A 25,582-nucleotide genomic window follows, 5' to 3' on the forward strand; every position below is an offset into this window, starting at 1 on the left:
ATGGTTTTCTGATTAGGCTGGGGGAACCTCTAACGAGCTCAGTTATGAAAAGAGCCGTGCACGCTGACGACAGAGTTTACTGCAGCCAGGTGAAGTTCCACGCCGATATTGATGCCTAAAAGCTGACTATTTGCGCTTACCAGCCACACCGCGACGCGGTCCCTTACGGGTACGTGCGTTGGTCTTGGTACGCTGACCTCTAGCAGGCAACCCGCGACGATGACGCAGGCCGCGGTGGCAGCCGATGTCCATCAGACGCTTGATGTTGCTAGATATTTCACGGCGGAGATCGCCTTCAACCTTGTGATTCTGTTCGATTTCCTTACGGATTTCGTTCACTTCGTCGGCAGACAGGTCGTCAATGTTACGAGTCCAGTCAACACCGGTGGTATCAAGAATCTCCAGGGCAGTAGCGCGACCGACGCCATAGATGTAGGTCAGCGCGATATCAACCCTCTTGCCACGGGGCAGATCAACTCCAGCAATTCTGGCCACAGTCGAACTCCTGTTCGATTATCCCTGGCGCTGCTTGTGCCTGGGGTTTTCGCAGATCACTCTCAAAACGCCCTTGCGTCGGATGACCTTGCATTTGGGGCATACTTTCTTCACAGAAGGCCTGACTTTCATTTTAGTCTCCGTATTTGGACCTTTAGTGCAACAACGTGCCTGGGTAAAAACAGACCCAGAACGCGGTTAAGTATCACTGCGTCCTGTCTGAGTCAACCCTTATACTTACAAACGTATCCGGTTACGCCTGACTCAGGATTACCGGGCCGTCGGAGGTAATGGCAACGCTATGCTCGAAATGCGCCGAAAGCTTCCTGTCCTTTGTCACCGCTGTCCAGTTGTCGGACAACACCTCCACTTCATACGTTCCCGCCGTCACCATGGGCTCGATAGCAAGCACCATGCCGGGGCGCAAAGGTACGCCGGGAAGGCCGAACGGTACAAAGTTCGGAATTTCGGGCTTTTCATGCAGCTTGCGTCCAATTCCGTGCCCTACAAAGCGCCGGACCACCTGAAAACCGGCATTTTCCACATGCTGCTGAACAGCGGCGGAAATGTCGTACAGGTTGTTACCCGACAAGGCCTTTTCAATGCCTTTCATCAGCGACTCCTGAGTCACCTTGAGAAGACGGGCCGTTTCGTCCGGAACCTCGCCTACGGCATACGTTCTGGCCGAATCTCCGTAGAAGCCTTCGTAAATGACACCCATGTCAAAGCTGACAATATCGCCTTCTTTCAATACCCGCTCGGAAGGAAAGCCGTGAACGACCTCTTCGTTGACCGAGCAGCAAAGAGCAAAGGGAAAGCCCCCGTACCCCTGAAATGCAGGACGGACATTGTGCTTACGGCACAGGTCCTGAGCAAGCTCTTCAAAGTACAAAGTCTTGACGCCTGGGCGAACATTCTCGCCCAGGACATCAAGAATTGTAGCCACAATCCGGTTGGCTTCACGCATGAAGCCTATCTCTTTCTCGTTTTTGAGAAAGATACCGCGATACTTTTTCACCGTCAGCGCCTTCCCTTGATACGGGCCTTGTTCATGAGGCCTTCGTACTGTCGGGAGATCAGATGGGATTCCACCTGGGACATGAAGTCCATGGCAACCCCGACGACAATCAGCAGCCCGGTTCCGCCAAAATAGAACGGAACGTTCATATTGGCGATAAGAACCATGGGCAGAACACATATTGCGGCAATATACAGTGCACCCCACACCGTGATGCGGGTAAGCACTTTGTCAATGTATTCTCTGGTCTTTACGCCGGGACGTATCCCGGGAACAAAGCCGCCCTGATTTTTCAGGTTTTCCGCGATATCTTTGGGATCAAAAATGATCGCAGTATAGAAAAACGCAAAGAAAATAATCAGAGCCACAAAGACTACATTGTACAGCAACGTGTGAGGAGCAAAATACGCAGCAGCCGTCTGCAGCCACTCAACCGAGGAAAAACTGGCCACGGTGGCGGGAAAAAGCAGAAGACTGGATGCGAAAATGGGCGGAATGACACCGGCGGTATTGACCCGCAAAGGAAGATGCGAAGTCTGGCCGCCATACATCTTACGGCCCATCTGGCGCTTGGCGTAATGGATGGGAATCCTGCGCTGGCCACGCTCCATAAACACGATGAAAGCAAGAACAGCCGCCATGAACACAAGCAGTATGAGCACCATGAAAATGCTCAGATCACCCGTGCCGATCAGGCGGATGGTCTTCATCAGGCCGCCGGGCAGTCCGGCGACGATGCCCGAAAAGATGACCAGCGATATACCGTTGCCAAGTCCCTTTTCGGTTATTTGCTCACCCAGCCACATGATAAGCACAGTGCCTGTGGTGAGAGTTAGAATGGTGGTGAGTCGGAAACCCCAGCCGGGCGCCAGTACCAGAGACGCCCCTGTCGGGCTCTGCATGCTCTCAAGGCTCATGGCAATGCCGAAGCCCTGAATCACGGCGATCAGTACGGTACCGTAACGGGTGTACTGCGTGATTTTCTTGCGTCCCGCAGCGCCCTCCTCCTTGGCCATCCGCTTCAGCTCAGGGCTTACGACCTGCAGAAGCTGGATGATGATGGAGGCGGAGATGTAGGGCATGATGCCGAGGGCGAAAATCGACAGATTGCGAAGTCCGCCCCCGGAGAACATGTCAAAGAGGCCGAAAAGGGTGTTCTGAACACTGGCAAAGAAGTCTGCCAAAGCTGCAGAGTCCACCCCGGGCACAGGAACGTGAATTCCGATGCGGTATGCGGCCAGCAACAAGAAGGTCCACAAAAGCTTTTTCTTAAGCTCAGGCAGACGCGCCAGATTTTCTACACCACTCAAAGCCACGGCTAACCTTCCAGTGCCTTGGCTTCGCCACCGGCTTTTTGGATCTTTTCAACAGCAGAAGCACTGAACTTGTGCGCTTCCACTTTTACGGCGACATTGCATTCGCCGTTGCCCAGAACCTTGACAGCTGCGCCGGCACGGGCAAGCCCGCGTGCGTAGATGTCGTCCAGGGTGATTTCAGTCTTGCCTTCAAAGGCGCCAACGAGCTGACCGAGATTGATCACTTCGTAACGAGCCTTGAAAAGGTAGTTTTTGAAACCGCGCTTGGGCAGTCTGCGCTGCAGGGGCATCTGGCCGCCTTCGAAACCGGGGCGGACACCACCACCAGAGCGAGCGTTCTGGCCCTTGTTACCTTTGCCGGAGGTACATCCCCAGCCGGAACCGGAGCCACGGCCCACGCGTTTCCTCTGTTTACGTTCTTCATCGAACGGATACAGTTCGTGGAGTCTCATTATTCCGTTACCTCGACGAGATGCACAACCTTGGCGATCATGCCGCGTACAACGGCATTGTCCTCAAACGTCTTTTCCTGACGGATCTTGCGCAGCCCCAGAGCGTCGAGGGTACGACGCTGGTTGGGGTTGCAGCCGATCCGGCTGCGGACGAGTTTTACCTTGATCATGAGCCGATTCCTTACTTTCTGGGCGCTTCCAGTTTCTTTCCGCGCAGCTGGCTCACATATTCCGCACTGCGCAGCGAGGTCAGACCTGCCATGGTAGCGCGGAGCACATTGTGCGGGTTGTTGGTGCCGATGGCCTTGGCAAGCACGTCGTGAATGCCGACAGCTTCCATGATGGCGCGCACTGCGCCACCGGCGATGATACCGGTACCCTTGGAAGCGGGCTTCAGAAGCACCCGTCCGGCGCCGAAGGCACCAAGCACTTCATACGGCAGGGTGCCGTCCACCAGGGGAACCTGCACCATACCTTTTTTAGCGCGTTCGGTCGCCTTGCGCAGAGCCTCGGGCACTTCCTGGGCTTTACCCATGCCGAAGCCTACGGACCCGTTGCCGTCACCAACGACTACCAGGGCGCTGAAGCTGAAACGACGGCCGCCCTTCACAACCTTGGCAACTCGGTTGAGATCGACGATCTTCTCAATCAAGCCGAATTCGTTCTGTTCCATGCCAGTTCCTACTACCTGTTAGAATTCCAGGCCAGCTTCACGGGCGCCGTCGGCGACAGCCTTGATGCGGCCGTGATAGATGTAGCCGTTGCGGTCAAATACGACGCGCTCGATGTTCTTCTCCTTGGCCAGCTTGGCAATTTCCTTACCGACCAGCGAAGCGTTATCGACGGTCAGGCGCAAGGCGTTGCCGTTCTGCTTGCCAAGAGCCAGGGTAGAAGTGGCGGCAAGGGTGGTTCCGGTCTGGTCGTCAACCAGCTGGGCGTAGATATGCAGGTTGGACCTGTAAACCACCAGACGGGGACGAGCGCCGTTACCGGAAACCTTTTTGCGGATGCGGATTTTACGGCGCATTCTGGATTCATTCTTGGTCAACTTCATGGTCTTACCTGCCTACTACTTTTTGCCGCCGGACTTGCCGGCCTTACGGCGAATCTGCTCGTGTTCATATTTAACACCCTTGCCCTTGTAGGGTTCGGGCGGACGTACACGGCGAATGTTGGCAGCAACTTCACCAACGAGCTGCTTGTCGAAACCGCTGATGGTCAGCTTGTTTCCTGCGGCTGCGGCTTCGATACCCTTGGGCAGTTCAATGACCACCGGGTGGGAGAAACCGAGAGCAAGCTCGATGTTGTTGCCTTTAACGGCGACCTTGTAACCGACACCGTTGACTTCAAGGACTTTGCTGAATCCCTTGGAGACACCTTCGATGCAGTTTGCAAGAAGGGTACGGCGAAGGCCGTGCTGGGCGGATGCCTTTTTGGTTTCTTCGACTCTGGTGATAACCACAGAGCCGTCCTGAATCTCATATTTGAGCAGGGGCGAAACCGGCGTGGTCAGGCTGCCTTTGGGGCCCTTAACCTCTACAACGTCTGCTCCCAGCTTCACTTCCACGCCGGAAGGAACGGGGATAGGCTGTTTTCCGATTCGAGACATGACTGCACCTGCTACCAGATTTCACACAAAAGTTCGCCGCCCACATTCTTGCTGCGAGCGTTGGTGCCTTCAAGGACTCCACTGGAAGTGGAGAGAATGCATATGCCAAGACCATTCTGCACGCGGGGAATGTCGGTGGAACCGACATAAACGCGGCGGCCGGACTTGCTGATACGCTTCAGGCCGGAGATAACCGGCTTGCCCTTGAAGTATTTCAGTTCAATAACGATGGAGGATTCTTCCATCTTGAAGTCGGTGATGTAACCTTCTTCTTTGAGGATGGCTGCAAGAGCCTCCTTCATCTTCGAGCGCGGCACACTCACTTCCTTATGCAGGGCCAAGTGTGCGTTGCGGATACGCGTAAGCATATCTGCAATAGGATCAGTCAGCATTATTAACTCCTTGGCGACTTACCAGCTCGATTTACGGACACCGGGCAGTTCGCCGCGCAGCGACATATTGCGGAAGCAGATACGGCAAATGCCGAACTTACGCATGTAGCCGCGCGGACGGCCGCAGATGGGACAACGGTTGTAAGCACGAGCGCTGAATTTGGGCTTGCGCTTAGCCTTTACTTCCAGACTAGTACGAGACACTGCCGTAACTCCTTACTTCTTGAAGGGCATGCCCAGCTTATCAAGCAGGAACTTGCCTTCTTTGTCAGTCTTGGCACTGGTCACGATGGTGATGTTCATGCCCTTGGGGTTGTCAACACGGTCAACTTCCAGCTCGGGGAAGATGGTGTGTTCCTTAATTCCAAGGGTGAAGTTACCACGGCCGTCGAAGCCACGGTCAGCAATCCCCCGGAAGTCACGCACGCGCGGAAGCGCGAAGTTCATGAGCTTGTCAAGGAAGTCCCACATGGAATCACCGCGAAGAGTCACGCGGCAGCCGATGGGCATGCCTTCACGCAGCTTGAACGAAGCGATGGACTTTTTGGCGCGAGTGATCACGGCCTTCTGCCCAGCGATTGCGGTCAGTTCTTTCACGGCCTCTTCCAGAAGCTTCTGGTTCTGGCTGGCTTCGCCAAGGCCGATGTTAAGGGAGATCTTCTCCAGTTTCGGCAACTGCATAGAGCTCTTGTAGTTGAACTCTTTCTGCAGCACCGGCGCCACTTGTTCACGATATATATTTTGGAGACGCGTCATCGTTATCCACCTTAATCGATGATTTCGTTGCACTTTTTACAAAAGCGAACTTTTTTACCGTCTTCGGTGTACCGATAGCCGACCGTTGTGGCCTTGGCGCACGCGTCGCACATCACCTTTACATTGGAGATGTGGATGGGCATCTCCTTGTCGACGATGCCACCGGGCTGCTGCAGGTAAGGATTAGCCCGCATGTGCCTTTTGGCAACGTTCACCTTCTCGACCAGGACGCGGTCCTTCTTGCGAAGAACTTTCAAGACCTTGCCGATCTTGCCCTTATCCTTGCCGGAGATGACCATCACTTTATCGTCTTTACGAATACGAAACTGTTTCATTGGTATCTCCTACAGAACTTCAGGGGCCAGAGACACAATCTTCATGTAGTTCCGTGCGCGCAGTTCACGTGCAACGGGACCGAAGATACGGGTGCCGACGGGCTCGCCCTGCTTGTTCAGCAGTACGGCAGCGTTGGTATCGAACTTGATGTAGGAGCCGTCGTTACGACGGATTTCCTTGGCAGTACGAACGACAACCGCCTTCATGACATCGCCCTTTTTCACCTTGGAGTGAGGCAGGGCCTCCTTCACGGATACGACGATGACGTCGCCGACGGAAGCGTAACGGCGCTTAGAGCCGCCCAGCACCTTGATGCAGGCAACTTTTTTGGCACCGGAGTTATCCGCCACTTGCAGAGCAGATTCTACCTGGATCATGGCTTACCCCTAAACCGCCTTTTCAAGGATGGAGACCAGATGCCACCGTTTGTTCCGGCTAACCGGACGAAACTCGATGATCTTCACCTTGTCGCCAACTTTGCATTCATTGTTGGGATCGTGAGCGGTGAATTTCTTCCTGCGACGAATGTACTTCTTCAGCAGGGGATGCTTCACCAAGGTTTCGACGCGAACAACAATGGTCTTATCGTTCTTGTCGCTTACAACCACACCGACGAGAGCTCTGCCGTTTCTGTTTTCAATAGCTTCGGACATGTTATGCTCCCTTTTCCTTCAGAATCGTGAGGATGCGAGCAACGTTGTGCTTTGCCGCAGGGATTTCGGCAGTCTTTTCCAGCTGCGCCGTTGCATGCTTGAAACGCAGATCGAACAGTTCCTTTCTGGTTTCGGCAAGCTTGTCCTTCAGCTCGTCAATGCTCAGCTTTCTCAGTTCAGCGGCCTTCATTCTAGAGGCCCTCCCTAACTACGATCGTGGTCTTCACGGGGAGCTTATGAGCGGCGCGGGTCAGAGCCTCGCGAGCCAGCTCAAGGTTTACCCCTTTGATTTCGTAAAGTACACGGCCGGGCTTCACAGGAGCGTACCAACCCACCGGAGCGCCTTTACCTTTACCCTGACGGGTTTCAAGAGGCTTGGCGGTGTAAGGCTGGTCGGGGAAGATGCGAATCCACATCTTTCCGCCACGCTTGATGTGACGCATGGCAGCCACACGAGCAGCTTCAATCTGCTGGCTGGTCAGCTTGCCGTGCTCCAGAACCTTAAGGCCGATTTCTCCGAAAGCAACATTGTTACCCTTGAGGGCGTCACCCTTAAGCCGTCCTTTCTGACGCTTACGGAATTTAACCTTTTTAGGAGTCAACATTACTGTTCTACCTCGTTGTCCAGGATTTCACCCTTGAAGATCCATACCTTGACGCCGATAATGCCGTAGGTCGTATGCGCTTCGGCATAACCGTAGTCAATGTCGGCACGGAGGGTCTGCAAAGGCACACGGCCATCGCGGTACCATTCCGAACGGGCAATTTCAGCCCCGGCCAGACGACCGGCACAGGCAACCTTGATGCCTTCGGCACCAAACTTGCGAGACATGCTCACCGTGCGCTTCATGGCGCGACGGAAAGCAACGCGACGTTCGAGCTGCATGGCGATGTTTTCTGCCACAAGCTGTGCGTCAGTTTCGGGGCGACGGATTTCGTTTACCTCGATGGAGAATTCGCGGCTGAACTTACGACGAAGATCTGCGCGAAGTTTCTCAATCTCAACGCCCTTGCGGCCGATAACGATACCGGGGCGGGCCGTGCTGAGGATAAGGCGAACCTTGCCACCGGCGCGTTCAATTTCAATTTTGGACAGGCCGGCGTGGTACAGGGTCTTCTTAACATACTTGCGGATGTTATGATCCTCAAACACGAAGGAAGCGTATTCCTTCTTGCTGAACCAGCGGGACTGCCAGTTCTTGTTGTACCCCAGCCGGAAACCGAAGGGATGTACTTTCTGTCCCATAACGTATCCTAACTTTCCTCAAGAATGACCGTGATGTGGCTGGTACGCTTCAAAATGCGGTTAGCCCGGCCCATAGAACGGGGCAGGAAGCGCTTCCAGGTAGGGCCTTCGTTGATGATCACCTGCTTTACCACCATTGCGTCAACATCGATGCCGGGCAGCTGCTCGGCGTTGGCAAGAGCGGAATGCATCACCTTGAAAATAAGGCCACCGGCCTTCTGAGGGGTGAAACGCAGGATGTTCATAGCGTCTTCTACAGGTTTGCCCTTCACGTTCTGGGCAACCAGGCGCGCTTTGCGCGGAGACACGCGAACGAATTTAGCAGTTGCTTTAGCTTGCATATCTATTCACCTACCTAGCGCTTGGCCTTGCTCTTCTTGTCGGCAGCATGGCCGTAGTAGGTACGGGTGGGCGAAAACTCGCCAAGCTTATGGCCGACCATGTTTTCGGTAACAAACACGGGAATGAACTTACGCCCGTTATGCACCGCAAAGGTCAGACCAACCATTTCGGGAGAGATCGTGGAACGGCGGGACCAGGTTTTGATAACACGACGGTCACCGGATTCCTGCGCCTTCTCCACTTTCTTCATCACGTGGTCGTCAATAAACGGACCTTTTTTCAGAGATCTAGGCATTCTCTACTCCTACTTCTGGCCACGACGCTTGATGATAAGCTTGGAAGAGGCCTTCTTCTTGTCGCGGGTCTTGAAGCCCTTGGTGGGAATACCCCACGGAGTCACAGGATGACGTCCGCCGGAGCTTCTGCCCTCACCACCGCCAAGCGGGTGATCGATCGGGTTCATGGCAACACCGCGAACCTTGGGACGGCGACCCAGCCAGCGGCTGCGACCTGCCTTACCGTACGAGATCTTCTCGTGATCAAGATTGCCAACCTGGCCGATGGTGGCGCAGCAGGTGACCAGCACCTTGCGCACTTCGCCGGAGGGCATACGCAGCAGTGCGTAGTTGCCTTCCTTGGCGACCAGCTGGGCATAGGTTCCGGCGGCACGGCAGAACTGTCCGCCCTTGCCGGGGTACAGTTCGATGTTGTGCACGATGGTACCCACAGGAACACGGGACAGAGCCATTGCGTTACCGGGCTTGATATCCACGGAATCGCCGGCCACAACCACGTCACCCTGCTTCACACCGAGAGGAGCCAGAATGTAGCGCTTTTCACCATCCGAGTAGTGCAGCAGTGCAATACGTGCGGAACGGTTGGGATCGTATTCGACATGAGCCACTTTAGCCGGCACGCCGACCTTGTCGCGACGGAAGTCGATGATACGGTAAAGACGCTTGTGCCCGCCACCGCGACGACGAGAAGTCACGCGGCCGTAGCAGTTTCTACCGCTCTTTTTGGTCAGGCCTTCAGTAAGGCTGCGCTCGGGCGTGCTACGGGTAATCTCCTCGAAAGAGGAAACGGTCTGAAAGCGGCGCCCAGGAGAAGTAGGTTTAAGCTTGCGAACAGCCATTGTTTACACTCCCTCGAAGAAATCGATCTTTTCGCCGGGTGCGAGGGTAACATACGCCTTCTTGTAACCGGCAGTCTGCCCCGTCACACGTCCGTGTTTGGTGCGGGCCTGCGGCTTGCGGGTAACAACATTGACACCCGCCACTTTGACGTTGAAAACCGACTCGACGGCTTTTTTGATCTCTATCTTGTTGGCCCGGGGATTCACAAAGAAGACAACCTGTTCGGAAGATTCCTTCACAAAGGTGGCCTTTTCGGAAACCAGAGGCTTAATAAGAATCTGCGTATAATCCATGACACCCTTCCTCTTACTTCAGTCGTTCCTGAACAGGCTCAACAGCCCCTTCAAGAAGAACCAGCTGGGCGTGCTTCAGAATTTCGAAAACGCTGAGCTGCTCGGGGGTCATCAGGGTGATCCCGGGGATGTTGCGGGCGCTGAGCACCAGCTTGTCATCCATTTCGGGGGTGACGACGAGAGCCTTACCCAGGCCCAGTGCGCCGGCAACCTTCACCATGTGCTTGGTCTTCACTTCAGGAAGCTCAATGCCCTTGACAACCATCAGGTTTTCTTCAGCCAGACGGGAGCTCAGAGCCATCTTCAGAGCCAGCTTGCGAACCTTCTTGTTAACCTTGAAGGAATAGTCGCGGGGCTGGGGACCGAAGACAACCGCACCACCACGCCAGACCGGAGAACGGTTGCTGCCCGAACGGGCGCGACCGGTACCTTTCTGACGCCAGGGCTTGGCACCGCCGCCGGAAATGGTCGAACGCGTCTTCACCGAATGAGTTCCGGCGCGCTTTGCCGCGCGCTGTGCGCGTACAACAAGGTTCAGGATCTCCGGCCGGACCTCGACCTCGAACACCTCGGGAGCCAGAGTGAGTTCACCCGTCTCCTTCTTGTCCTGATCGTATACTTTAACCACAGCCATGTGATTATCCTCTTTTTTACTGCTTGCGGACCATGACCAGGCCGTTCTTGGGACCGGGCACGGGGCCTTTGACCAGGATCAGGTTGTCTTCCGCGCGGACTTCGATGATCTGCAGGCTCTTTACAGTAACCTGACGGGCACCCATATGGCCGGCCATCTTCTTGTTCTTCCAAACCTTGCCGGGGAAGGTGGCGTGACCGATGGAACCGGGCGAGCGGTGCACAGCCTCGTGACCGTGGCTTGCAGGCATGCCGCCGAAGTTCCAGCGCTTCATCACGCCGGCGAAACCTTTACCAATGCTGGTGCCGGTCACCTTCACAAATTCGCCGGGGGTAAAAAGACCCACGGTCAAGTCGTCGCCGACTTTTTGCTCAGCAGGAGCTTCGAGACGAATCTCGCGCAGCACGCGGAACAAACCGCGACCAGCCTTGTCCATGTGACCACGGGCGGGCTTGTTTACGTGCTTTTCTTTGGCCTCTTCAAAACCGATCTGAACGGCGTTATATCCATCCTTGGCCGCATCCTTGACCTGAATTACAGGACAGGGACCAGCTTGAATCACGGTCACAGCCACCGCACTGCCATCATTGGCGAAAATGCGGGTCATGCCGATCTTGCGACCCAGGATTCCCATCTTCTCAGCCATGACTACCTCTCGCTAGAGTTTGATTTCCACGTCCACGCCTGCGGGGAGACTCAGTTTCCCCAAAGCGTCCACGGTCTGCTGAGTAGGCTCGAGGATATCCATGAGCCGCTTGTGGATGCGCATTTCAAACTGTTCGCGGGACTTTTTGTCCACATGGACGCTTCGGTTTACCGTAAACTTGTGGATGTTGGTGGGCAGCGGAATCGGTCCGGCCACACCAGCGCCCGTGTTGCGCGCCGTATCTACGATTTCAGCCACAGCCTTATCCAGGATGCGGTAATCGTAAGCTTTAAGCTTAATCCTGATACGATCACTGCTAACTGTCGTCATTGTTAACTACTCCATGATCTGGGAATCGACACCCTTGCCTCTGAGGAGCCCGGGACCATCCGGTGCCTCATACCGCGGCGAGCGCGGTGCGGCGACAGAGTTCCTCACTTACGGTGGCGCTTTGTCCGGATTTACAAGACATGCAGCGGGGAAAAAGCATGCGCTGTAAACACAGGACAAACACGTAGGTCGACAACGCTCTCTTTACGCAGAGAACGGAGTCGTGAACTTTCTTCGCGGAACAGTATAAATGGGGGAGAGAGATAAAACGGTGGGCCAGACTGGCACCTCTGTTGCTCTGCTCCGCCGCTTTCGCGCGAAGATCGCCCACGTTGTCGCCAGCCTGTTTTCCATCTGCTTGCGCAGACGGACAGGTGGTCCGCAGGGTTACTAAACAGGAACCATAAGGCTCCGGAAAAATTTTATGTACAGTACCTTACAGCCGAATACCGCATCGGCTGGAACGGCAAGACATTTAATTAGGCATTCAGTAACGCCTGCAAATGTCAAGCTTCAGTCCGCAGACTGAATGAGCAGCAGGACGGACTCAATCCGCCCTTTAAACCCCTTGCGGGGAAGTCTACTGCCTGTGCGGTGAAAACAACCACATCAAGCGAGGTGTTCTTATATAGAGGTGTGCCCTTCCCGTCAACCTTCTTTTTTTATTTTCTGCAAAAAAAAGCGCCCCGCAAAAGCGGGGCGCCGGATAAGCATATTCAGCCAGCTTATTCGCCGGACTTACTCTTGGTAAGTTCTTCGGCAAGGTTGGCGGGAACGCGCTCATAATGGTCGAACTGCATGGTGAAGTTGGCACGCCCCTGAGTGCGCGAACGCAGGTCGGTAGCATAACCGAACATTTCGCTCAGCGGCACGTGACAGCGGATAACCTGTGCACCAGCGCGGGAATCCATGCTCTGGATCTTGCCGCGGCGGCCGTTCAGGTCGCCCATGACGTCGCCGAGGTATTCTTCGGGAGTCACAACTTCAACGTCCATGACAGGCTCGAGCAGCACGGGCGAAGCCTTGCGTGCAGCTTCTTTCACTGCCATGGAACCGGCAACGTAGAAGGCCTGTTCCGACGAGTCGACTTCGTGGTACGAGCCGAACACCAGAGCAACCTTGACGTCCACCATGGGGTAGCCGGCCAGAACGCCGCTTTTCAGCGCATCCTGAATACCCTTGTCAACAGCAGGGATGTATTCCTTGGGAATAACACCGCCGGTGATCTTGTTCTCGAACAGGTAGCCCTTTTCAGGGTTGGGTTCGACCTCGATCACGACATGGCCGTACTGTCCACGTCCGCCGGACTGCTTGGCGTACTTGTGGTCGACCTTGGTTTCCTTGCTGATGGTTTCGCGGTAGGCAACCTGCGGCTTGCCGACGTTGGCGTTGACGCTGAACTCACGGGTGAGACGGTCAACGATGATGTCGAGGTGCAGTTCGCCCATACCGGCGATCAGGGTCTGGTTGGTTTCATCATCGCCCTTCACGCGGAAGGACGGGTCTTCCTTTGCCAGCTTGGCCAGAGCTGCGGAAAGCGCATCGCGGTCAGCTTTGGTCTTGGGCTCGATGGCAACCTCGATAACAGGCTCGGGGATGTCAAGAGACTCAAGAACGACCGGACGGTTTATCTCGCAGATGGTGTCACCGGTGGAAACCTGCTTGAGACCCACAGCGGCAACGATATCGCCGGCGCCGGCCCACTTGATTTCTTCACGCTTGTTGGCGTGCATCTTCAGCAGGCGGCCGATGCGTTCTTTCTTGCCGGTGTTGGCATTATACACGGTCATACCGGCTTCAATGAAACCGGAGTAGATGCGGATAAAGGAAAGGTGACCGATGTAGGGGTCAGATGCCAGCTTGAACACCAGGGCGGCAAGCGGCTCTTCGTCTTTGCAGGGGCAGACGATCTTTTCCTCTTCGTTGTCAGGGTTGGCACCGACCATCTGTTCGATGTCAACAGGCGAAGGCAGGTACTCCACCACCGCATCAAGCAGGGGCTGAACGCCCATGTTGCGGAAAGCGGAGCCGCACAGAACCGGCACTGCGGTTCTGGCGATGGTGGCCCTGCGGATGGCGCTGTGGATTTCTTCTTCGGTCAGCTCTTCGCCGCCGAGGTATTTTTCCATCAGCGCGTCATCTTCTTCAGCCACTGCCTCGATCAGTTCAAGACGCATAACGTCGAACTGGTCCTGAAGCTCGGCAGGAACGCCGGTCACGGCGAACTCGGCACCCTTGGAGGCTTTGTCGAAAACAACAGCCTTTCCGGTGACGAGATCGACGATGCCCTGGAATTCGTCTTCACTGCCGATGGGAACCTGAAGCGCAAGGGGCTTTGCCTTCAGCCGGTCGCGGATCATATCCACGCAACGGAAGAAGTTGGCACCCATGCGGTCCATCTTGTTGACGAAGCAGATGCGCGGAACCTTGTAGCGGTCAGCCTGACGCCAAACGGTTTCAGACTGAGGCTCGACACCGGCAACGGCGTCGAACACGGCTACAGCGCCGTCCAGAACGCGCAGCGCGCGCTCGACTTCAATGGTGAAGTCCACGTGACCGGGGGTGTCGATGATGTTGATTCGACAATCCTTCCAGAAGCAGGTGGTAGCTGCGGAGGTGATGGTGATACCACGCTCCTGCTCCTGCTCCATCCAGTCCATGGTTGCCTGACCTTCGTGCGTTTCACCTATTTTGTGAGACACACCGGTGTAGAAAAGGATGCGCTCGGTAGTCGTGGTTTTTCCCGCATCAATGTGGGCCATGATACCGATATTGCGCTGCTGGGGTATGGCTACTTTTCTGGACACGTGACTAATCCTCGGACGTTACCAACGGAAATGAGCGAAAGCCTTGTTGGCTTCAGCCATACGATGGGTGTCGTCCTTCTTCTTCACGGCACCGCCGCGGTTGTTGAAAGCATCAAGCAGTTCGCCGGACAGGCGTCCTACCATGCCTTTTTCTCCACGTGCGCGTGCGTAGGTGATGAGCCAGCGGATAGCCAGAGACACCTGACGGTCGGAACGCACTTCGACGGGCACCTGATAGGTGGCACCGCCGACGCGGCGGGATTTGACTTCGACGAAGGGCTTTACGTTATCAACAGCCTTTTCAAAGGCCTTGATTGCATCTTCGCCGGTCTTTTCCTGCAGCACTTCAAGAGATTTATAAAAAATCTTTTCTGCAGCGCCCTTTTTGCCGTCAACCATCATGCGGTTGACGAAGCGGGCAGCGAGCCGGCTGTTATACACCGGATCGGGCAGAACTTCACGTCTGGGGATAGGTCCTTTACGAGGCATGAAAAACTCCCTTCGCTACTTCGGACGCTTGGCGCCGTACTTGGAACGTCCCTGGCGGCGATCCTGCACGCCGGCAGTATCCAGAGTACCACGAACAATATGGTAACGTACACCGGGCAAGTCTTTTACACGACCGCCGCGGATCATAACAACAGAGTGCTCCTGCAGGTTGTGACCTTCACCGGGAATGTAGGCGGTCACTTCAATAGCATTGGTCAGGCGCACACGGGCGACTTTACGCAAAGCCGAGTTCGGCTTCTTAGGCGTTGTGGTATACACGCGGGTGCAAACCCCACGGCGCTGCGGGCAAGCCTGAAGCGCGGGAGTCTTCTTCCGCTTAGCAACCTTTTTACGCTCTTTTCTGATGAGCTGGTTGATAGTGGGCATCAGTTTCCTCCGTGGAAATGGATCGATGTCATTCGCTAAAGACGCAAGGCAATACGCCATTGCCGACACACTGTCAACAACGGCGGTCCGAGGAGAACTCCGATCACCTATGAAGCCATCCTTAAAATCACCTGTACGCTTCGCTTGGGGACTTCGACTGAAAAGCCCAGCAGCCTTGCTTTCAATCGTATTCTCACCCTGCAAGCAAACTTGAACATGACCCGATACGCCAATTAGCCGCAGGAGACAAGCAGTTTCTCTGTCTGCCCTGCAAAAAAATCATTCCCTGTACACCTTGTTACAATTATCACATCTACACCGACAACAAAAAGTCGCTTTTCCGCCAGCCGGTAGCCACCGGTGCGGCCACGTGCTGCTAAAAAGCCGGCAAAACCCAACCGTGCAGCCCTTCATGTGCTTACGCTATCACCCCATGTTTATGTCTTTTTTTTATTCTTATTTTGCCGCTTGACATTTTGCTAAAAATTTCACAAGACGTTGTCACGTGCTCACGATCGTTGCTTCATTGCATCGGCACGATCTTTAATGCATGGAATTTTTTGGCTCGCATCCGCCGGATGCGTCCTACATTGCAAAAACTATAATTTTCGGAGGATGGAAGCTATGTCCAATTTGGTCCCCCCTCATGGCGGTAAAGGTCTTGTCTGCTGCCTGCTCGAAGGTGCTGAAAAGGAAGCTGAACTGAAGAAGGCCGCCGGCCTCAAGCAGATCGAGATCAGCTCCCGCGCCAAGGGCGACCTGATCATGATGGGCACCGGCGGTTTCTCCCCGCTGAGCGGCTTCATGAAAAAGGCTGACTGGAAGAGCGTCTGCGAAAAGATGACTCTGGCTGACGGCACCTTCTGGCCTGTGCCTGTGACTCTGGACGTTTCCAAGGAAGAAGCAGCTTCCATGAAGGAAGGCGACGAAATCGCCCTCGTTCGCGGCGGTGAAGTGTTCGCCACCATGAAGGTGGAAGAACTCTACGAAATGACCGATGCCGACAAAAAGTGGGAATGCGAGCTTGTGTTCAAGGGTGAAGGCCCCGACTCTGAAAAGTTCTGGGACATCGCTGAAGAAGACCACCCCGGCGTGAAGATGGTCATGGCTCAGAAAGAGTTCAACGTGGCCGGTCCCGTCAAGGTTCTTTCCGAAGGCGACTTCCCCACCAAGTTTGCCGGTGTGTACAAGCGCCCCGCAGAACTGCGTGCAGAACTCGAAGAACGCGGCTGGTCCAACGTTGCCGCTCTGCAGCTGCGTAACCCCATGCACCGTTCGCACGAATACCTTGCCAAAATCGCTGTTGAAGTGTGTGACGGCGTGGTTATCCACTCCCTCGTGGGCTCCCTGAAGCCCGGCGACATTCCTGCCGAAGTCCGCGTGAAGTGCATCGACACGCTGGTTGAAAAGTACTTCGTGAAGGAAAACGTCATTCAGGCCGGTTACCCCCTCGACATGCGTTACGCCGGTCCCCGCGAAGGCCTGCTGCACGCAACCTTCCGCCAGAACTACGGCGTAAGCCGCATGATCATCGGTCGTGACCACGCCGGTGTGGGTGACTTCTACGGTATGTTCGAAGCCCAGACCATCTTCGACAAGATTCCTTACGCCAAGGAAGCCTGCCCCGAACCCGGCAAGGCTCTGCTTTGCGAACCCCTGAAGATTGACTGGACCTTCTACTGCTTCAAGTGCGACGGCATGGCTTCTCTGCGCACCTGCCCCCACAGCAAGGAAGACCGCGTCCTGCTGTCCGGCACCAAGCTGCGTAAAGCCCTGTCCGAAGGCTCCGATGTTCCGGATCACTTCGGTCGCGAAGAAGTACTCGACATTCTGCGCGAGTACTACGGCGGCCTGACCGAAAAGGTTGAAGTGAAAATGCAGCGCGCTGCTTCCGGTTCCCAGATGTAGCCTCCGGCTGCATCCGCTTTGCAAGTACAGAGGGGGAGACATATGTCTCCCCCTTTTTTATATGCACAGGCGGTCACCGGCCTGCCGGTTTAAAGTCCCGTTGTCCCGCCCCTACGGGCGTCTGCCTGCTGACCACGTCCGGCTCGGAACGTATCCGCACCTGAGGCCCGAAGCACTGCGTAACCTCAGGTATGGTACGGCACTGCCACCGGTGCCGGAAGCAACGGAAGGCATTGCCGACAGGCAACACCCTGATCGCGGACATATAATTCCCTGCAATCGGCCTGCCGTCGGCCCGCAAACCGCCGAAAACCGCCGCTAACTTCACGCAAACCGCACGCAGACGCGGGCACCTGCAAACAGGCGGAAGAACGCAGCCGGACTCCCCCGTCGGACAGCCACCGCGCCAACAGGCTGCAGACCAGATCAAGAACACAGAGTCTCAACGCATGGCAGCCCAGCCGGGCAGATAGCGTCCGGCTTCCTTCAAAGCGGTGTCATGAGTGACAGCATCGGGCTGAAGTTGCACAAGATATCGCCAGAATTTTTGGGAATGATCCAGAAAGACAAGGTGCGCCAGTTCATGATAAATCACCGCATCGCACAGCGCCGGCGGCAGAAAAAGCAGTCTGGCGTTCAGCATGACGGTTCCCCGCGCCGAGCAGCTGCCCCAGCGCCTGCCCGGTACGGCTATGCGCACTGCAGCCGGTTCCAGACCGTGACGTTCAGCCAGCTCTCGACACCGCGGAACAAGAAAAGCATGCCCCTTTCGCTTCAGCCAGCCGAGCAGCATCGTCACAGCCGCATCCGAGCCAGTGCCGGCAACCGCCACGCACAGCTCACTGCGGTTCACGGACAGGCTGGATTTTCCCGTTGCAGCGGTCACGCGCAGCCGGAATGTCTCACCCGTTGCGCGCAGCTGCAGTTCTTCGGGAAACAAGGGGCGACACAGAACCGGCTCCAGACGTGCGCGGTTGCGCTTCACGGCCTCCGCTATCCAGTCGTGGTGTTCACGGACGAACACAGAAGCCAGGGCAGGATCTGCTCCTGCCGGAAGTACAACCTCAAGACCTGAAGATATCAGGCGCAGAGACATACGTCTGGCCCTGCTGCTGTGCCTGACTGTATAATGCGCAAGCACATGCGCTATCAAATTTTCCGTATGCTGACTCATGACGGGTCTTTACCCTTGCTCAAACGCGAAGTACAGTGCCTGCACCCAGTCCGTTGCCAACCGGAGGATACATGTTCGAGACCCGTAGAAAAGCCCATCTGAGCGGAACACTCATAGCGCTTGCCGGCCTTGCCCTCTGTCTTTACGGCGGCATTTTTCAGGCCGAAGCCCTGTGCTTCACCAGCGGCTGCGCCCTGTTCCGTGATATCACCATCGCCGGCATCTCCCCATGGTGGGCAGGGGCGGGCGCCTTCGGCATCACTGCCCTGCTGTGTATGATCGGCCGTACGCGGATGGCACGCGGCGTTGCCATGCTCATGCTGCTGGGCGACCTGTTGTTCTTATTTATAATGATATTCACCGCCCCCTGCATACCCTGCCTGTGTGCGGCACTGATAATCATCTGGCTGTACTGGACGCTGACTGCAGACAGCAAGCGGCCGCAACGGATACGTACGGCACTGGCTCTCATATGGCTCTCGCTCTTTACGCCCAACATTTTCGCGACGGCAGGAGAAATGACCGGCGGCTGGATAATTCACGGACCGGAACAGGCTGCCCTGCAGATATATTTTTCCCCGAGCTGCCCCGCCTGCAAAGAGGCCGTGCTGGCCATCAGCCAGAATAACCCGCAGCAGGTGGCGTACTTTCCCGTTGCAGAATCAACATCAGACCTGCTGCGCATAAAAAAAATGCAGGAGGAGCTGAAGGCGGGGCGAAGTGTATACGCCGCATTCCGCACCAGCATAACCGCCGCTGTACCGCTGCAGAACGGCGTTCCCCCGGCCGAAGTGGCAATGCTGCAGTGGCGCACTCTGCAAAACAAAGCCCGCCTTGCGCGGATGGGCATAACCACGATTCCGGCCATTGTTACAGCCGGCAAACCCGCCCGGCTGGGCGGTGCTGAACAAGGCATGTCCTTTATTCCTGATCCTGCGGGCGGTTTTGCAGGCTGCAGCGAACAGACAGATCAGGACTGCGACGACACCGGCAGGCAGCCCGCCCCTTTGCTGCGCAGTCCGTCTCCCAGCGACAGTCAGCTTGATGAACTGTTCGACAATGTTCCTGAAGATGTTTCAAACTGATTAGCCGCTCAAAAACGTGCTGTTTCATTGACCTTTCATGCGAATCCTACTATGTGAAAAAAATAATTATCTTTACGTACCGGATTGCAGGTCGGAAAGGACAGAAGCGGCGCTCTCAGTCCGTTGAAATTACTTGGACAAGCGCGGCAAAACCCTTTATAGGGGTTGCGCTGTTCCAGCCGGGCACAAACCTGCAACCATCATCAGGTAAGGGCAAATGACTATCTACGATTTGCTGAAAGCGAACAGAGAAACACTGGTCGGCCAATGGATTGCGCAGATACAGGAAACGTATCCCATAGATACTGTTGGCTTTTTGCGCAGCCGTAAAGACCAGTTTCACAACCCCGTAGGTGACAAGACCGAAAAAGCAGTCGCCGCCCTTTTCGATATGCTGGCAGAAGACGGCATAGATCCGGAAAAAGCGGCACAACCTCTGGATGATATCATCCGCATACGCGCCATCCAGAGCTTTACTCCCGAACAGGCCGTCGCCGTCATTTACTTTTTAAAAACCATCGTGCGCAATGCGCTTGGTGCACAGATTGCGGAACACCGGCTTTATCCGCAGCTGCTCGCACTGGAAAGCCAGATAGACACCATGGTGCTCATTTCCTTTGGCATATACGCCAAGTGCCGTGAAAAACTGCACATAATGCGTGCCGAAGAGTACAAGCGTCGCTACGCACAGCTCATACGCAGAGCTGAACGTATATTGGATACGCCGGCAGGGGAACCGGACATATAACAACCGATAGCCTAGCAGCGAGGTAACGGAATGATTATTTCACTCTTGGCGGTCATTGCGCTCGGGTGTATCGCCTGGCTGGGAGCCGCATCTGGCTTTCAGCAATTATTCGGGGTGATTATACCATTAGCCGCAGTGCTCGTGTTCCTGGCGGGATTCGTGTACAGAATCATGGATTGGGCAAAATCGCCCGTTCCTTTCCGCATCCCGACAACGAGTGGACAGCAGAAATCTTTGCCCTGGATCAAGCCCAGTCCTCTGGACAACCCTTCCTCCAACGCCGGAGTGTGGGGCCGCATGATCCTTGAGGTGTTGACGTTCAGATCTCTGTTCCGCAACACCGAAGTGTCTCTGGAGAAAGGCCCGCGTGTGGTCTATTACTCCTCCAAGTGGCTGTGGCTTTTTGCCCTTCTTTTCCACTACTGTTTTCTGACCATTTTCATCCGCCACTTCCGGTTCTTCATGGAACCTGTGCCCTTTGCCGTGGGCGGACTGGAACTGCTGGACGGAATGATGCAGGTTGGCGTTCCGCGCCTGTTCATGACCGATGTCATCATTATGGCTGCGGTGCTCTACCTTATCGGCCGCCGGCTGTTCAATGACAAAATCCGCTACATTTCGCTTCCCAACGACTACTTCCCCCTGTTCCTTATTCTCGGTCTGGTGGGCAGCGGTATCTGCATGCGGTACTTCACCAAGGTCGACATTGCCTCGGTAAAGGTTCTTACCATGGGTCTTGTGACGTTGAACCCCGTTGTCCCCGAAGGCATCGGCGCAATGTTCTATGTGCACCTGTTCCTGCTGAGCGTACTGCTTATGTACTTCCCTTTCAGCAAGCTGATGCACATGGGCGGCGTTTTCCTGAGTCCTACCAGGAACCTGCCCAACAACAGCCGCGCCGTGCGCCACGTGAACCCCTGGAACCCGCCCAAGAAGTACCGCACTTACGAAGAGTACGAGGACGATTTCAGGGAACCCATGTTTGAAGCGGGCCTCCCTCTCATGAAGAAACCTGACGAAGCTTCCAAGGAGTAAGGAGTAGCCATGCCTAAGGTGCCAACCCCTGAAGAACTGGTCAAAGTAGATTACAGCATGCCTGCAGGCTCTTGGATGGACACCAAACCGGAGTTCGTCGACGGCAGCTTCTGCTACCCTGCCAAAGCTGAAATCATGGAAGGGCTGGGCATGCCCAACCCGCACACGTGGAACCCCGCCGAAGAAGACTGGGGCCTGCCCGAAAACTGGGAAGAGATTATCTATAACGCCATGCAGGAGCGGCTGGAAAAATACCGTTCCTTCAAGGTCTTCATGGATATCTGCGTGCGCTGCGGCGCATGCGCCGACAAGTGTCACTTTTTCATCGGCACCGGCGACCCCAAAAACATGCCCGTGCTGCGCGCCGAACTGCTGCGCTCGGTCTACCGCCGCGATTTCACCACCGCCGGTAAAATTCTGGGCAAGCTGGCAGGTGCCAGAAAGCTTGATAAAGACGTGATCAAGGAGTGGTTCTACTACTTCTATCAGTGCACTGAATGCCGCCGTTGCTCGGTATACTGCCCCTACGGCATCGACACCGCCGAAATAACCATGATGGCGCGTGAGCTGCTGCATGAACTCGGCCTCGGCATCAACTGGATCATGGAGCCGGTGTCCAACTGTAACCGCACAGGCAACCACCTCGGCATCCAGCCGCATGCCTTCAAGGAAATCGTGGAATTCCTGTGTGACGACATCGAAGACATCACAGGCATCCGCATCAATCCCCCGTTCAACGAACCGGGCCACGAAGTGCTGTTCATCACCCCCTCCGGCGACGTTTTCGCCGATCCGGGTATTTACACCTTCATGGGATATCTGATGCTCTTCCACGAGATAGGGCTGGACTATACCCTGTCCACCTACGCATCAGAAGGCGGCAACTTCGGTCTGTTCACGTCAGCTGACATGATGAAAAAGCTGAACGCCAAAATGTACGCCGAAGCCGAGCGTCTGGGTTCCAAATGGATTCTGGGCGGCGAATGCGGTCACATGTGGCGCGTGATCAACCAGTACATGGGCACCATGAACGGTTCCACGCCCTCCTGCATGGAAACTCCCGTCAACCCCATCACCGGCACCGTGTTCCATAACGCAGCCGATACAAAGATGGTGCACATCACCGAGTTTACTGCAGACCTGATAAAGCACAACAAGCTGCGTCTTGACCCCAGCCGTAACGACCACCTGCGCGTCACGTTCCACGACTCGTGCAACCCTGCACGTGCCATGGGTCTTTTTGAAGAACCGCGCGAAGTCATCAAAGCGGTGTGCAACAACTACTTTGAAATGCCCGAAGGAACCACCCGCGAGCAGACCTTCTGCTGCGGTGCCGGCTCCGGTCTGAATACGGATGAAATAATGGAACTGCGCATGCGCGGCGCACTGCCCCGCGGCAATGCCCTGCGGTATGTGCAGCAGAAGCATGACGTAAACGCCATGGCCTGCATCTGCGCCATCGACCGTGCCACCCTGATTCCCCTGGCCGACTACTGGGCTCCGGGCGTTTCCATATACGGCACGCACGAACTGGTGGCCAACGCACTGGTCATGAAGGGCGAACAGAAGCGTACCGTTGACCTGAGGCAGGAAGATCTGCCGGGCATGGAGGATGAATAACCATGTATAACAGCAAATACATCATCCCCGGACTGCTCATCTTCGTGGGTCTGGTGACCTTCCCCTTCTGGGTGAATCTGGTTTCCGCCGAATACAAGCGTCCTGAACTGGCTCTGCCCGCAGACCAGAAAGAATGCATCGAGCCTGTGGAATACATGCGCACCGAGCACATGAACCTGCTTGATACATGGCGCGACGAAGCGCTGCGCGAAGGCAAACGCACTTACACCGCATCCAACGGCAAAGTGTGGGAAACAAGCCTGCAGAATACCTGCATGCAGTGCCACACCAACAAGGCCGAATTCTGCGATAAGTGTCACGAAACCAACAGTGTCGATCCCTACTGCTGGGATTGCCACGTAGCCCCCAGGGGGAACCAGTAATGTTCGACAGAAGAAGATTCCTCAAGATTGCTGGTCTGTCGGCCCTCGGTCTTGGCGCTGGTTCCGCGATTGGAGTGGCAGAAGCGCTGGCTGCGCCTAAAAAGGATCCTTACAGCGCCAATGCCCATGCGCTGCATGCCGGTCGCTGGGCCATGGTTATCGATACCCGCAAGTTCGAGACTCCCGAAGACTTCCAGAAGCTCATCACGGCCTGCCACAAGCAGCACAATGTGCCCGACATTCCCAATGATCAGCACATTATGTGGCTGTGGACGGACAAGTACGAGCACACCTTCCCCGAACAGGCCAACAACCATCTGTCCGATGAAGTGAAGGAGCGGGACTTTCTGCTGCTGTGCAACCACTGCGAAAACCCGCCGTGCGTCCGTGTGTGCCCCACAAAGGCCACTTACAAACGCCCCGACGGCATTGTTGCCATGGACTACCACCGCTGCATCGGCTGCCGGTTCTGCATGGCAGGCTGCCCCTACGGCGCGCGTAGCTTCAACTACGGCAACCCCAGAGAATACCTGAAGGATATCACCAACCCCGCATTCCCCACACGTATGCGCGGCGTTGTTGAAAAATGCAACTTCTGCGTCGAACGTCTGGCTCAGGGGCTGATGCCCTCCTGCGTTGAAGCGTCTGAAGGTGCCATTGTCTTTGGCGATCTGAACGATCCGGATTCCGAAGTGCGTCAGGTTCTGGCCGAAAACTTCACCATCCGCCGTAAACCATCTCTGGGCACGCAGCCCGGTGTATACTACATCATCTAAGGGGAGATGCCATGATCGAAAAAGCGCTCAAAGGCTCTCCGGGTTATTACATCTGGCTGGCCTTCCTCGGTTCACTTATCGGCCTCGGCTTGTTTACGTACACCTTCCAGATGAAGCACGGGCTTGCCATTACCGGTATGAGCCGTGACGTTTCCTGGGGATTTTACATTGCCCAGTTCACGTATCTGGTCGGGGTGGCCGCATCCGCTGTTATGCTGGTGCTGCCTGCGTACTTCCACCACTACAAAAAATTCAAGAAGATAATCATCTTCGGTGAATTCATGGCCATCGGCGCGGTGCTGATGTGCATGCTGTTCATCATGGCCGACCTCGGCCAGCCGCAGCGTGCTCTCAACGTGATGCTGCACCCCACGCCTAACTCCGTCATGTTCTATGACATGATGGTTCTTGTGGGCTACCTCATCCTCAATGCCGTCATTGGCTGGGTGACTCTGGAAGCCGAACGTCACGACGTGGAACCGCCTTCGTGGGTGAAACCGCTGATTTACCTGTCCATTGTCTGGGCTTTCAGCATTCACACCGTTACGGCTTTCCTGTACGCCGGTATCCCCGGCCGCCATTACTGGCTTACCGCCATCATGGGGGCCCGCTTCCTGGCTTCGGCGTTCTGCTCCGGTCCGGCAATACTGCTGCTTCTGCTGTTCACACTGCGCAAGTTCACCAGACTGACTCTGGAGACGGAAGCCGTGCAGACCCTGACGAAGATCATCACGTACGCCATGTGCATCAACGTGTTCTTCTTCCTGCTGGAAGTCTTCACCGCGTTCTACAGCGGCATTCCCGGTCACGCACATCCCATCGCCTACATGTTTGCCGGTCACAACGGCCATGTGGACTGGATCACCCCGTGGATGTGGGCAGGCGCCATCATGGCTATCCTGTCTCTTGTGCTGCTCATTCCGCCGCACATCCGCGACAATACCCGCGTGCTGCCTTTTGCGCTGGCTCTGCTGGTTGCCGCAAGCTGGATTGACAAGGGGCTCGGCCTGATCATCGCCGGTTTTACCCCCAACGTCTTTGACAAGGTGACAGTATACGCACCGACAGTTCCCGAGCTGCTCATTTCGCTGGGCATCTTCTCTGTGGGAGCTCTGGTGGTATCCATCCTGTGGAAAGTTGCGCTGGGCGTGAAGGAGGAACGGGGCACACTGTAGCCGCGTTCTGTCCCGACAGATAATACAAGAGCCTGCCCGTTTTCGGGCAGGCTCTTTTCTTTTTATTCCCGTCTTGCCGGAAGAGAACAAAGACCGGCGTGATATGGCCGGTATCTCGGGTCAACGTGACTGCAGGCTGTTCGGAACACCGCACAAAGCAGATGAGCCCGCAATGCAAGTATGTAAGTTACGGAGCCGGCTGCCTTGCCGCAGCGGATATAAGCATGCGCATTGCTGCGTTGCCGGAAGATAATCCATGTACGGCAACCGGCACCGGCAGCATCAGAAGAAAAAACCGAGAAACAGCATACAGGCCGGATGCTGACGGCACACCGCTGCAC

Annotated in this window: 37 protein-coding genes; 8 read left to right on the plus strand and 29 right to left on the minus strand. The window is 55.7% G+C overall.

Annotated features, from left to right (window positions below):
* Nucleotides 1-126: 126 nt before the first annotated feature.
* The 28 genes from rpsM to rpsL all read right to left on the minus strand — a co-directional run bounded on the left by rpsM (nt 127) and on the right by rpsL (nt 15,337).
* Nucleotides 127-495: a 30S ribosomal protein S13 gene (rpsM, locus tag H586_RS0101190; protein WP_011368122.1), complete on the minus strand. Its 369-nt coding sequence runs from the start codon at nt 493-495 to the stop codon at nt 127-129.
* Between the two features lie 18 nt (nt 496-513).
* A complete protein-coding gene (rpmJ, locus tag H586_RS0101195) occupies nt 514-627 on the minus strand; it encodes a 50S ribosomal protein L36 (protein WP_011368123.1) in 114 nt (37 codons plus the stop codon).
* Between the two features lie 121 nt (nt 628-748).
* Nucleotides 749-1,513: a type I methionyl aminopeptidase gene (gene map, locus H586_RS0101200; protein ID WP_011368124.1), complete on the minus strand. Its 765-nt coding sequence runs from the start codon at nt 1,511-1,513 to the stop codon at nt 749-751.
* Nucleotides 1,514-1,515: 2 nt separating this feature from the next.
* Nucleotides 1,516-2,829: a preprotein translocase subunit SecY gene (secY, locus tag H586_RS0101205; RefSeq protein ID WP_011368125.1), complete on the minus strand. Its 1,314-nt coding sequence runs from the start codon at nt 2,827-2,829 to the stop codon at nt 1,516-1,518.
* Nucleotides 2,830-2,831: 2 nt separating this feature from the next.
* A complete protein-coding gene (gene rplO / locus H586_RS0101210; RefSeq protein WP_011368126.1) occupies nt 2,832-3,281 on the minus strand; it encodes a 50S ribosomal protein L15 in 450 nt (149 codons plus the stop codon).
* Nucleotides 3,281-3,451, minus strand: coding sequence for a 50S ribosomal protein L30 (gene rpmD / locus H586_RS0101215; RefSeq protein WP_011368127.1), 171 nt, complete (start codon nt 3,449-3,451; stop codon nt 3,281-3,283). Before rpmD ends, rplO begins: the two co-directional genes overlap by 1 nt.
* Before the next feature lie 11 nt (nt 3,452-3,462).
* Entirely contained in the window at nt 3,463-3,954 is a 492-nt protein-coding gene (rpsE, locus tag H586_RS0101220) for a 30S ribosomal protein S5 (protein WP_011368128.1), read from the minus strand.
* 18 nt (nt 3,955-3,972) lie between these two features.
* Complete coding sequence (gene rplR, locus H586_RS0101225; RefSeq protein ID WP_011368129.1) at nt 3,973-4,335, minus strand: 50S ribosomal protein L18; 363 nt, start codon at nt 4,333-4,335, stop codon at nt 3,973-3,975.
* A gap of 15 nt (nt 4,336-4,350) precedes the next feature.
* Nucleotides 4,351-4,890, minus strand: coding sequence for a 50S ribosomal protein L6 (gene rplF / locus H586_RS0101230; protein WP_011368130.1), 540 nt, complete (start codon nt 4,888-4,890; stop codon nt 4,351-4,353).
* 11 nt (nt 4,891-4,901) lie between these two features.
* Nucleotides 4,902-5,282: a 30S ribosomal protein S8 gene (gene rpsH, locus H586_RS0101235; RefSeq protein WP_011368131.1), complete on the minus strand. Its 381-nt coding sequence runs from the start codon at nt 5,280-5,282 to the stop codon at nt 4,902-4,904.
* A gap of 18 nt (nt 5,283-5,300) precedes the next feature.
* Nucleotides 5,301-5,486: a type Z 30S ribosomal protein S14 gene (locus H586_RS20325; protein WP_011368132.1), complete on the minus strand. Its 186-nt coding sequence runs from the start codon at nt 5,484-5,486 to the stop codon at nt 5,301-5,303.
* 12 nt (nt 5,487-5,498) lie between these two features.
* Entirely contained in the window at nt 5,499-6,038 is a 540-nt protein-coding gene (gene rplE / locus H586_RS0101240; RefSeq protein WP_011368133.1) for a 50S ribosomal protein L5, read from the minus strand.
* Nucleotides 6,039-6,049: 11 nt separating this feature from the next.
* Nucleotides 6,050-6,373, minus strand: a complete 324-nt coding sequence (gene rplX / locus H586_RS0101245; protein WP_011368134.1) for a 50S ribosomal protein L24 — start codon at nt 6,371-6,373, stop codon at nt 6,050-6,052.
* A gap of 9 nt (nt 6,374-6,382) precedes the next feature.
* The gene (rplN, locus tag H586_RS0101250) at nt 6,383-6,751 is read right to left on the minus strand and encodes a 50S ribosomal protein L14 (RefSeq protein ID WP_011368135.1); all 369 of its coding nucleotides are present in this window, start codon (nt 6,749-6,751) and stop codon (nt 6,383-6,385) included.
* 9 nt (nt 6,752-6,760) lie between these two features.
* The gene (gene rpsQ / locus H586_RS0101255) at nt 6,761-7,027 is read right to left on the minus strand and encodes a 30S ribosomal protein S17 (RefSeq protein ID WP_011368136.1); all 267 of its coding nucleotides are present in this window, start codon (nt 7,025-7,027) and stop codon (nt 6,761-6,763) included.
* A 1-nt stretch (nt 7,028) separates the two neighbouring features.
* On the minus strand, nt 7,029-7,217 hold the full coding sequence (rpmC, locus tag H586_RS0101260) for a 50S ribosomal protein L29 (RefSeq protein WP_011368137.1): 189 nt from the start codon (nt 7,215-7,217) through the stop codon (nt 7,029-7,031).
* Nucleotide 7,218: 1 nt separating this feature from the next.
* Complete coding sequence (rplP, locus tag H586_RS0101265; protein ID WP_011368138.1) at nt 7,219-7,632, minus strand: 50S ribosomal protein L16; 414 nt, start codon at nt 7,630-7,632, stop codon at nt 7,219-7,221.
* Nucleotides 7,632-8,273 carry a 30S ribosomal protein S3 gene (gene rpsC / locus H586_RS0101270; RefSeq protein ID WP_011368139.1) on the minus strand — a complete coding sequence of 214 codons (642 nt, stop codon included), beginning with the start codon at nt 8,271-8,273 and terminating at the stop codon, nt 7,632-7,634. Before rpsC ends, rplP begins: the two co-directional genes overlap by 1 nt.
* Before the next feature lie 8 nt (nt 8,274-8,281).
* Entirely contained in the window at nt 8,282-8,614 is a 333-nt protein-coding gene (rplV, locus tag H586_RS0101275) for a 50S ribosomal protein L22 (protein ID WP_011368140.1), read from the minus strand.
* A gap of 14 nt (nt 8,615-8,628) precedes the next feature.
* Nucleotides 8,629-8,910, minus strand: coding sequence for a 30S ribosomal protein S19 (gene rpsS / locus H586_RS0101280; RefSeq protein ID WP_011368141.1), 282 nt, complete (start codon nt 8,908-8,910; stop codon nt 8,629-8,631).
* Nucleotides 8,911-8,919: 9 nt separating this feature from the next.
* The gene (gene rplB, locus H586_RS0101285; RefSeq protein WP_011368142.1) at nt 8,920-9,750 is read right to left on the minus strand and encodes a 50S ribosomal protein L2; all 831 of its coding nucleotides are present in this window, start codon (nt 9,748-9,750) and stop codon (nt 8,920-8,922) included.
* Between the two features lie 3 nt (nt 9,751-9,753).
* A complete protein-coding gene (gene rplW / locus H586_RS0101290) occupies nt 9,754-10,044 on the minus strand; it encodes a 50S ribosomal protein L23 (RefSeq protein ID WP_011368143.1) in 291 nt (96 codons plus the stop codon).
* 13 nt (nt 10,045-10,057) lie between these two features.
* The gene (gene rplD / locus H586_RS0101295) at nt 10,058-10,678 is read right to left on the minus strand and encodes a 50S ribosomal protein L4 (protein WP_011368144.1); all 621 of its coding nucleotides are present in this window, start codon (nt 10,676-10,678) and stop codon (nt 10,058-10,060) included.
* Nucleotides 10,679-10,694: 16 nt separating this feature from the next.
* Nucleotides 10,695-11,324 carry a 50S ribosomal protein L3 gene (gene rplC / locus H586_RS0101300; protein WP_011368145.1) on the minus strand — a complete coding sequence of 210 codons (630 nt, stop codon included), beginning with the start codon at nt 11,322-11,324 and terminating at the stop codon, nt 10,695-10,697.
* 12 nt (nt 11,325-11,336) lie between these two features.
* The gene (gene rpsJ, locus H586_RS0101305) at nt 11,337-11,654 is read right to left on the minus strand and encodes a 30S ribosomal protein S10 (RefSeq protein ID WP_010938597.1); all 318 of its coding nucleotides are present in this window, start codon (nt 11,652-11,654) and stop codon (nt 11,337-11,339) included.
* A 725-nt stretch (nt 11,655-12,379) separates the two neighbouring features.
* Nucleotides 12,380-14,461: an elongation factor G gene (gene fusA / locus H586_RS0101310; protein WP_011368146.1), complete on the minus strand. Its 2,082-nt coding sequence runs from the start codon at nt 14,459-14,461 to the stop codon at nt 12,380-12,382.
* An 18-nt stretch (nt 14,462-14,479) separates the two neighbouring features.
* Nucleotides 14,480-14,950, minus strand: coding sequence for a 30S ribosomal protein S7 (gene rpsG / locus H586_RS0101315; RefSeq protein ID WP_011368147.1), 471 nt, complete (start codon nt 14,948-14,950; stop codon nt 14,480-14,482).
* 15 nt (nt 14,951-14,965) lie between these two features.
* Entirely contained in the window at nt 14,966-15,337 is a 372-nt protein-coding gene (gene rpsL, locus H586_RS0101320; protein WP_011368148.1) for a 30S ribosomal protein S12, read from the minus strand.
* A 624-nt stretch (nt 15,338-15,961) separates the two neighbouring features.
* On the opposite strand from rpsL, the gene sat reads away from it, so the two are divergent.
* Complete coding sequence (gene sat, locus H586_RS0101330) at nt 15,962-17,245, plus strand: sulfate adenylyltransferase (RefSeq protein ID WP_011368149.1); 1,284 nt, start codon at nt 15,962-15,964, stop codon at nt 17,243-17,245.
* Between the two features lie 442 nt (nt 17,246-17,687).
* Here sat and H586_RS0101335 read toward each other — a convergent pair whose 3' ends face one another.
* Nucleotides 17,688-18,341 (minus strand): M48 family metallopeptidase, encoded by a 654-nt coding sequence (locus H586_RS0101335; RefSeq protein WP_162147933.1) that lies wholly within the window; start codon nt 18,339-18,341, stop codon nt 17,688-17,690.
* A gap of 149 nt (nt 18,342-18,490) precedes the next feature.
* Between H586_RS0101335 and H586_RS0101340 the strand changes: the two genes are divergently transcribed.
* The 7 genes from H586_RS0101340 to dsrP all read left to right on the plus strand — a co-directional run bounded on the left by H586_RS0101340 (nt 18,491) and on the right by dsrP (nt 25,241).
* Nucleotides 18,491-19,504, plus strand: a complete 1,014-nt coding sequence (locus H586_RS0101340; protein ID WP_027181182.1) for a hypothetical protein — start codon at nt 18,491-18,493, stop codon at nt 19,502-19,504.
* Nucleotides 19,505-19,721: 217 nt separating this feature from the next.
* Nucleotides 19,722-20,252: an RsbRD N-terminal domain-containing protein gene (locus tag H586_RS0101345; RefSeq protein WP_011368152.1), complete on the plus strand. Its 531-nt coding sequence runs from the start codon at nt 19,722-19,724 to the stop codon at nt 20,250-20,252.
* 30 nt (nt 20,253-20,282) lie between these two features.
* Nucleotides 20,283-21,287 carry a sulfate reduction electron transfer complex DsrMKJOP subunit DsrM gene (gene dsrM / locus H586_RS0101350; RefSeq protein WP_011368153.1) on the plus strand — a complete coding sequence of 335 codons (1,005 nt, stop codon included), beginning with the start codon at nt 20,283-20,285 and terminating at the stop codon, nt 21,285-21,287.
* Nucleotides 21,288-21,296: 9 nt separating this feature from the next.
* Complete coding sequence (gene dsrK, locus H586_RS0101355; protein ID WP_011368154.1) at nt 21,297-22,907, plus strand: sulfate reduction electron transfer complex DsrMKJOP subunit DsrK; 1,611 nt, start codon at nt 21,297-21,299, stop codon at nt 22,905-22,907.
* Between the two features lie 2 nt (nt 22,908-22,909).
* The gene (gene dsrJ / locus H586_RS0101360; protein WP_011368155.1) at nt 22,910-23,290 is read left to right on the plus strand and encodes a sulfate reduction electron transfer complex DsrMKJOP subunit DsrJ; all 381 of its coding nucleotides are present in this window, start codon (nt 22,910-22,912) and stop codon (nt 23,288-23,290) included.
* Nucleotides 23,290-24,066 carry a sulfate reduction electron transfer complex DsrMKJOP subunit DsrO gene (gene dsrO, locus H586_RS0101365; RefSeq protein ID WP_011368156.1) on the plus strand — a complete coding sequence of 259 codons (777 nt, stop codon included), beginning with the start codon at nt 23,290-23,292 and terminating at the stop codon, nt 24,064-24,066. Before dsrJ ends, dsrO begins: the two co-directional genes overlap by 1 nt.
* An 11-nt stretch (nt 24,067-24,077) precedes the next feature.
* Entirely contained in the window at nt 24,078-25,241 is a 1,164-nt protein-coding gene (gene dsrP, locus H586_RS0101370) for a sulfate reduction electron transfer complex DsrMKJOP subunit DsrP (protein ID WP_011368157.1), read from the plus strand.
* Nucleotides 25,242-25,582: the final 341 nt, after the last annotated feature.

The organism is Oleidesulfovibrio alaskensis DSM 16109 (assembly GCF_000482745.1).
In the GTDB taxonomy this organism is placed as follows: Bacteria; Desulfobacterota; Desulfovibrionia; order Desulfovibrionales; family Desulfovibrionaceae; genus Oleidesulfovibrio; species Oleidesulfovibrio alaskensis.

Coding starts and splice junctions, on each gene's coding strand:
- rplP (WP_011368138.1), bottom strand. CDS start 7,632: ATGTTGACTCCTAAAAAGGTTAAATTCCGTAAGCGTCAGAAAGGACGG.
- rpsH (WP_011368131.1), bottom strand. CDS start 5,282: ATGCTGACTGATCCTATTGCAGATATGCTTACGCGTATCCGCAACGCA.
- rplD (WP_011368144.1), bottom strand. CDS start 10,678: ATGGCTGTGGTTAAAGTATACGATCAGGACAAGAAGGAGACGGGTGAA.
- rplN (WP_011368135.1), bottom strand. CDS start 6,751: ATGATCCAGGTAGAATCTGCTCTGCAAGTGGCGGATAACTCCGGTGCC.
- sat (WP_011368149.1), top strand. CDS start 15,962: ATGTCCAATTTGGTCCCCCCTCATGGCGGTAAAGGTCTTGTCTGCTGC.
- dsrJ (WP_011368155.1), top strand. CDS start 22,910: ATGTATAACAGCAAATACATCATCCCCGGACTGCTCATCTTCGTGGGT.
- rplX (WP_011368134.1), bottom strand. CDS start 6,373: ATGAAACAGTTTCGTATTCGTAAAGACGATAAAGTGATGGTCATCTCC.
- rplV (WP_011368140.1), bottom strand. CDS start 8,614: ATGCAAGCTAAAGCAACTGCTAAATTCGTTCGCGTGTCTCCGCGCAAA.
- rpsS (WP_011368141.1), bottom strand. CDS start 8,910: ATGCCTAGATCTCTGAAAAAAGGTCCGTTTATTGACGACCACGTGATG.
- rpsE (WP_011368128.1), bottom strand. CDS start 3,954: ATGGAACAGAACGAATTCGGCTTGATTGAGAAGATCGTCGATCTCAAC.
- rpsL (WP_011368148.1), bottom strand. CDS start 15,337: ATGCCCACTATCAACCAGCTCATCAGAAAAGAGCGTAAAAAGGTTGCT.
- rpsJ (WP_010938597.1), bottom strand. CDS start 11,654: ATGACGACAGTTAGCAGTGATCGTATCAGGATTAAGCTTAAAGCTTAC.
- rpmD (WP_011368127.1), bottom strand. CDS start 3,451: ATGATCAAGGTAAAACTCGTCCGCAGCCGGATCGGCTGCAACCCCAAC.
- rplO (WP_011368126.1), bottom strand. CDS start 3,281: ATGAGACTCCACGAACTGTATCCGTTCGATGAAGAACGTAAACAGAGG.
- rplE (WP_011368133.1), bottom strand. CDS start 6,038: ATGACGCGTCTCCAAAATATATATCGTGAACAAGTGGCGCCGGTGCTG.
- rplF (WP_011368130.1), bottom strand. CDS start 4,890: ATGTCTCGAATCGGAAAACAGCCTATCCCCGTTCCTTCCGGCGTGGAA.
- dsrM (WP_011368153.1), top strand. CDS start 20,283: ATGATTATTTCACTCTTGGCGGTCATTGCGCTCGGGTGTATCGCCTGG.
- dsrP (WP_011368157.1), top strand. CDS start 24,078: ATGATCGAAAAAGCGCTCAAAGGCTCTCCGGGTTATTACATCTGGCTG.
- H586_RS0101340 (WP_027181182.1), top strand. CDS start 18,491: ATGTTCGAGACCCGTAGAAAAGCCCATCTGAGCGGAACACTCATAGCG.
- rplW (WP_011368143.1), bottom strand. CDS start 10,044: ATGGATTATACGCAGATTCTTATTAAGCCTCTGGTTTCCGAAAAGGCC.
- rplC (WP_011368145.1), bottom strand. CDS start 11,324: ATGGCTGAGAAGATGGGAATCCTGGGTCGCAAGATCGGCATGACCCGC.
- H586_RS0101335 (WP_162147933.1), bottom strand. CDS start 18,341: ATGTCTCTGCGCCTGATATCTTCAGGTCTTGAGGTTGTACTTCCGGCA.
- rpsC (WP_011368139.1), bottom strand. CDS start 8,273: ATGGGACAGAAAGTACATCCCTTCGGTTTCCGGCTGGGGTACAACAAG.
- dsrK (WP_011368154.1), top strand. CDS start 21,297: ATGCCTAAGGTGCCAACCCCTGAAGAACTGGTCAAAGTAGATTACAGC.
- rpmJ (WP_011368123.1), bottom strand. CDS start 627: ATGAAAGTCAGGCCTTCTGTGAAGAAAGTATGCCCCAAATGCAAGGTC.
- rpmC (WP_011368137.1), bottom strand. CDS start 7,217: ATGAAGGCCGCTGAACTGAGAAAGCTGAGCATTGACGAGCTGAAGGAC.
- rplB (WP_011368142.1), bottom strand. CDS start 9,750: ATGGCTGTTCGCAAGCTTAAACCTACTTCTCCTGGGCGCCGCTTTCAG.
- H586_RS0101345 (WP_011368152.1), top strand. CDS start 19,722: ATGACTATCTACGATTTGCTGAAAGCGAACAGAGAAACACTGGTCGGC.
- dsrO (WP_011368156.1), top strand. CDS start 23,290: ATGTTCGACAGAAGAAGATTCCTCAAGATTGCTGGTCTGTCGGCCCTC.
- rpsG (WP_011368147.1), bottom strand. CDS start 14,950: ATGCCTCGTAAAGGACCTATCCCCAGACGTGAAGTTCTGCCCGATCCG.
- rplR (WP_011368129.1), bottom strand. CDS start 4,335: ATGAAGTTGACCAAGAATGAATCCAGAATGCGCCGTAAAATCCGCATC.
- rpsQ (WP_011368136.1), bottom strand. CDS start 7,027: ATGTCCGAAGCTATTGAAAACAGAAACGGCAGAGCTCTCGTCGGTGTG.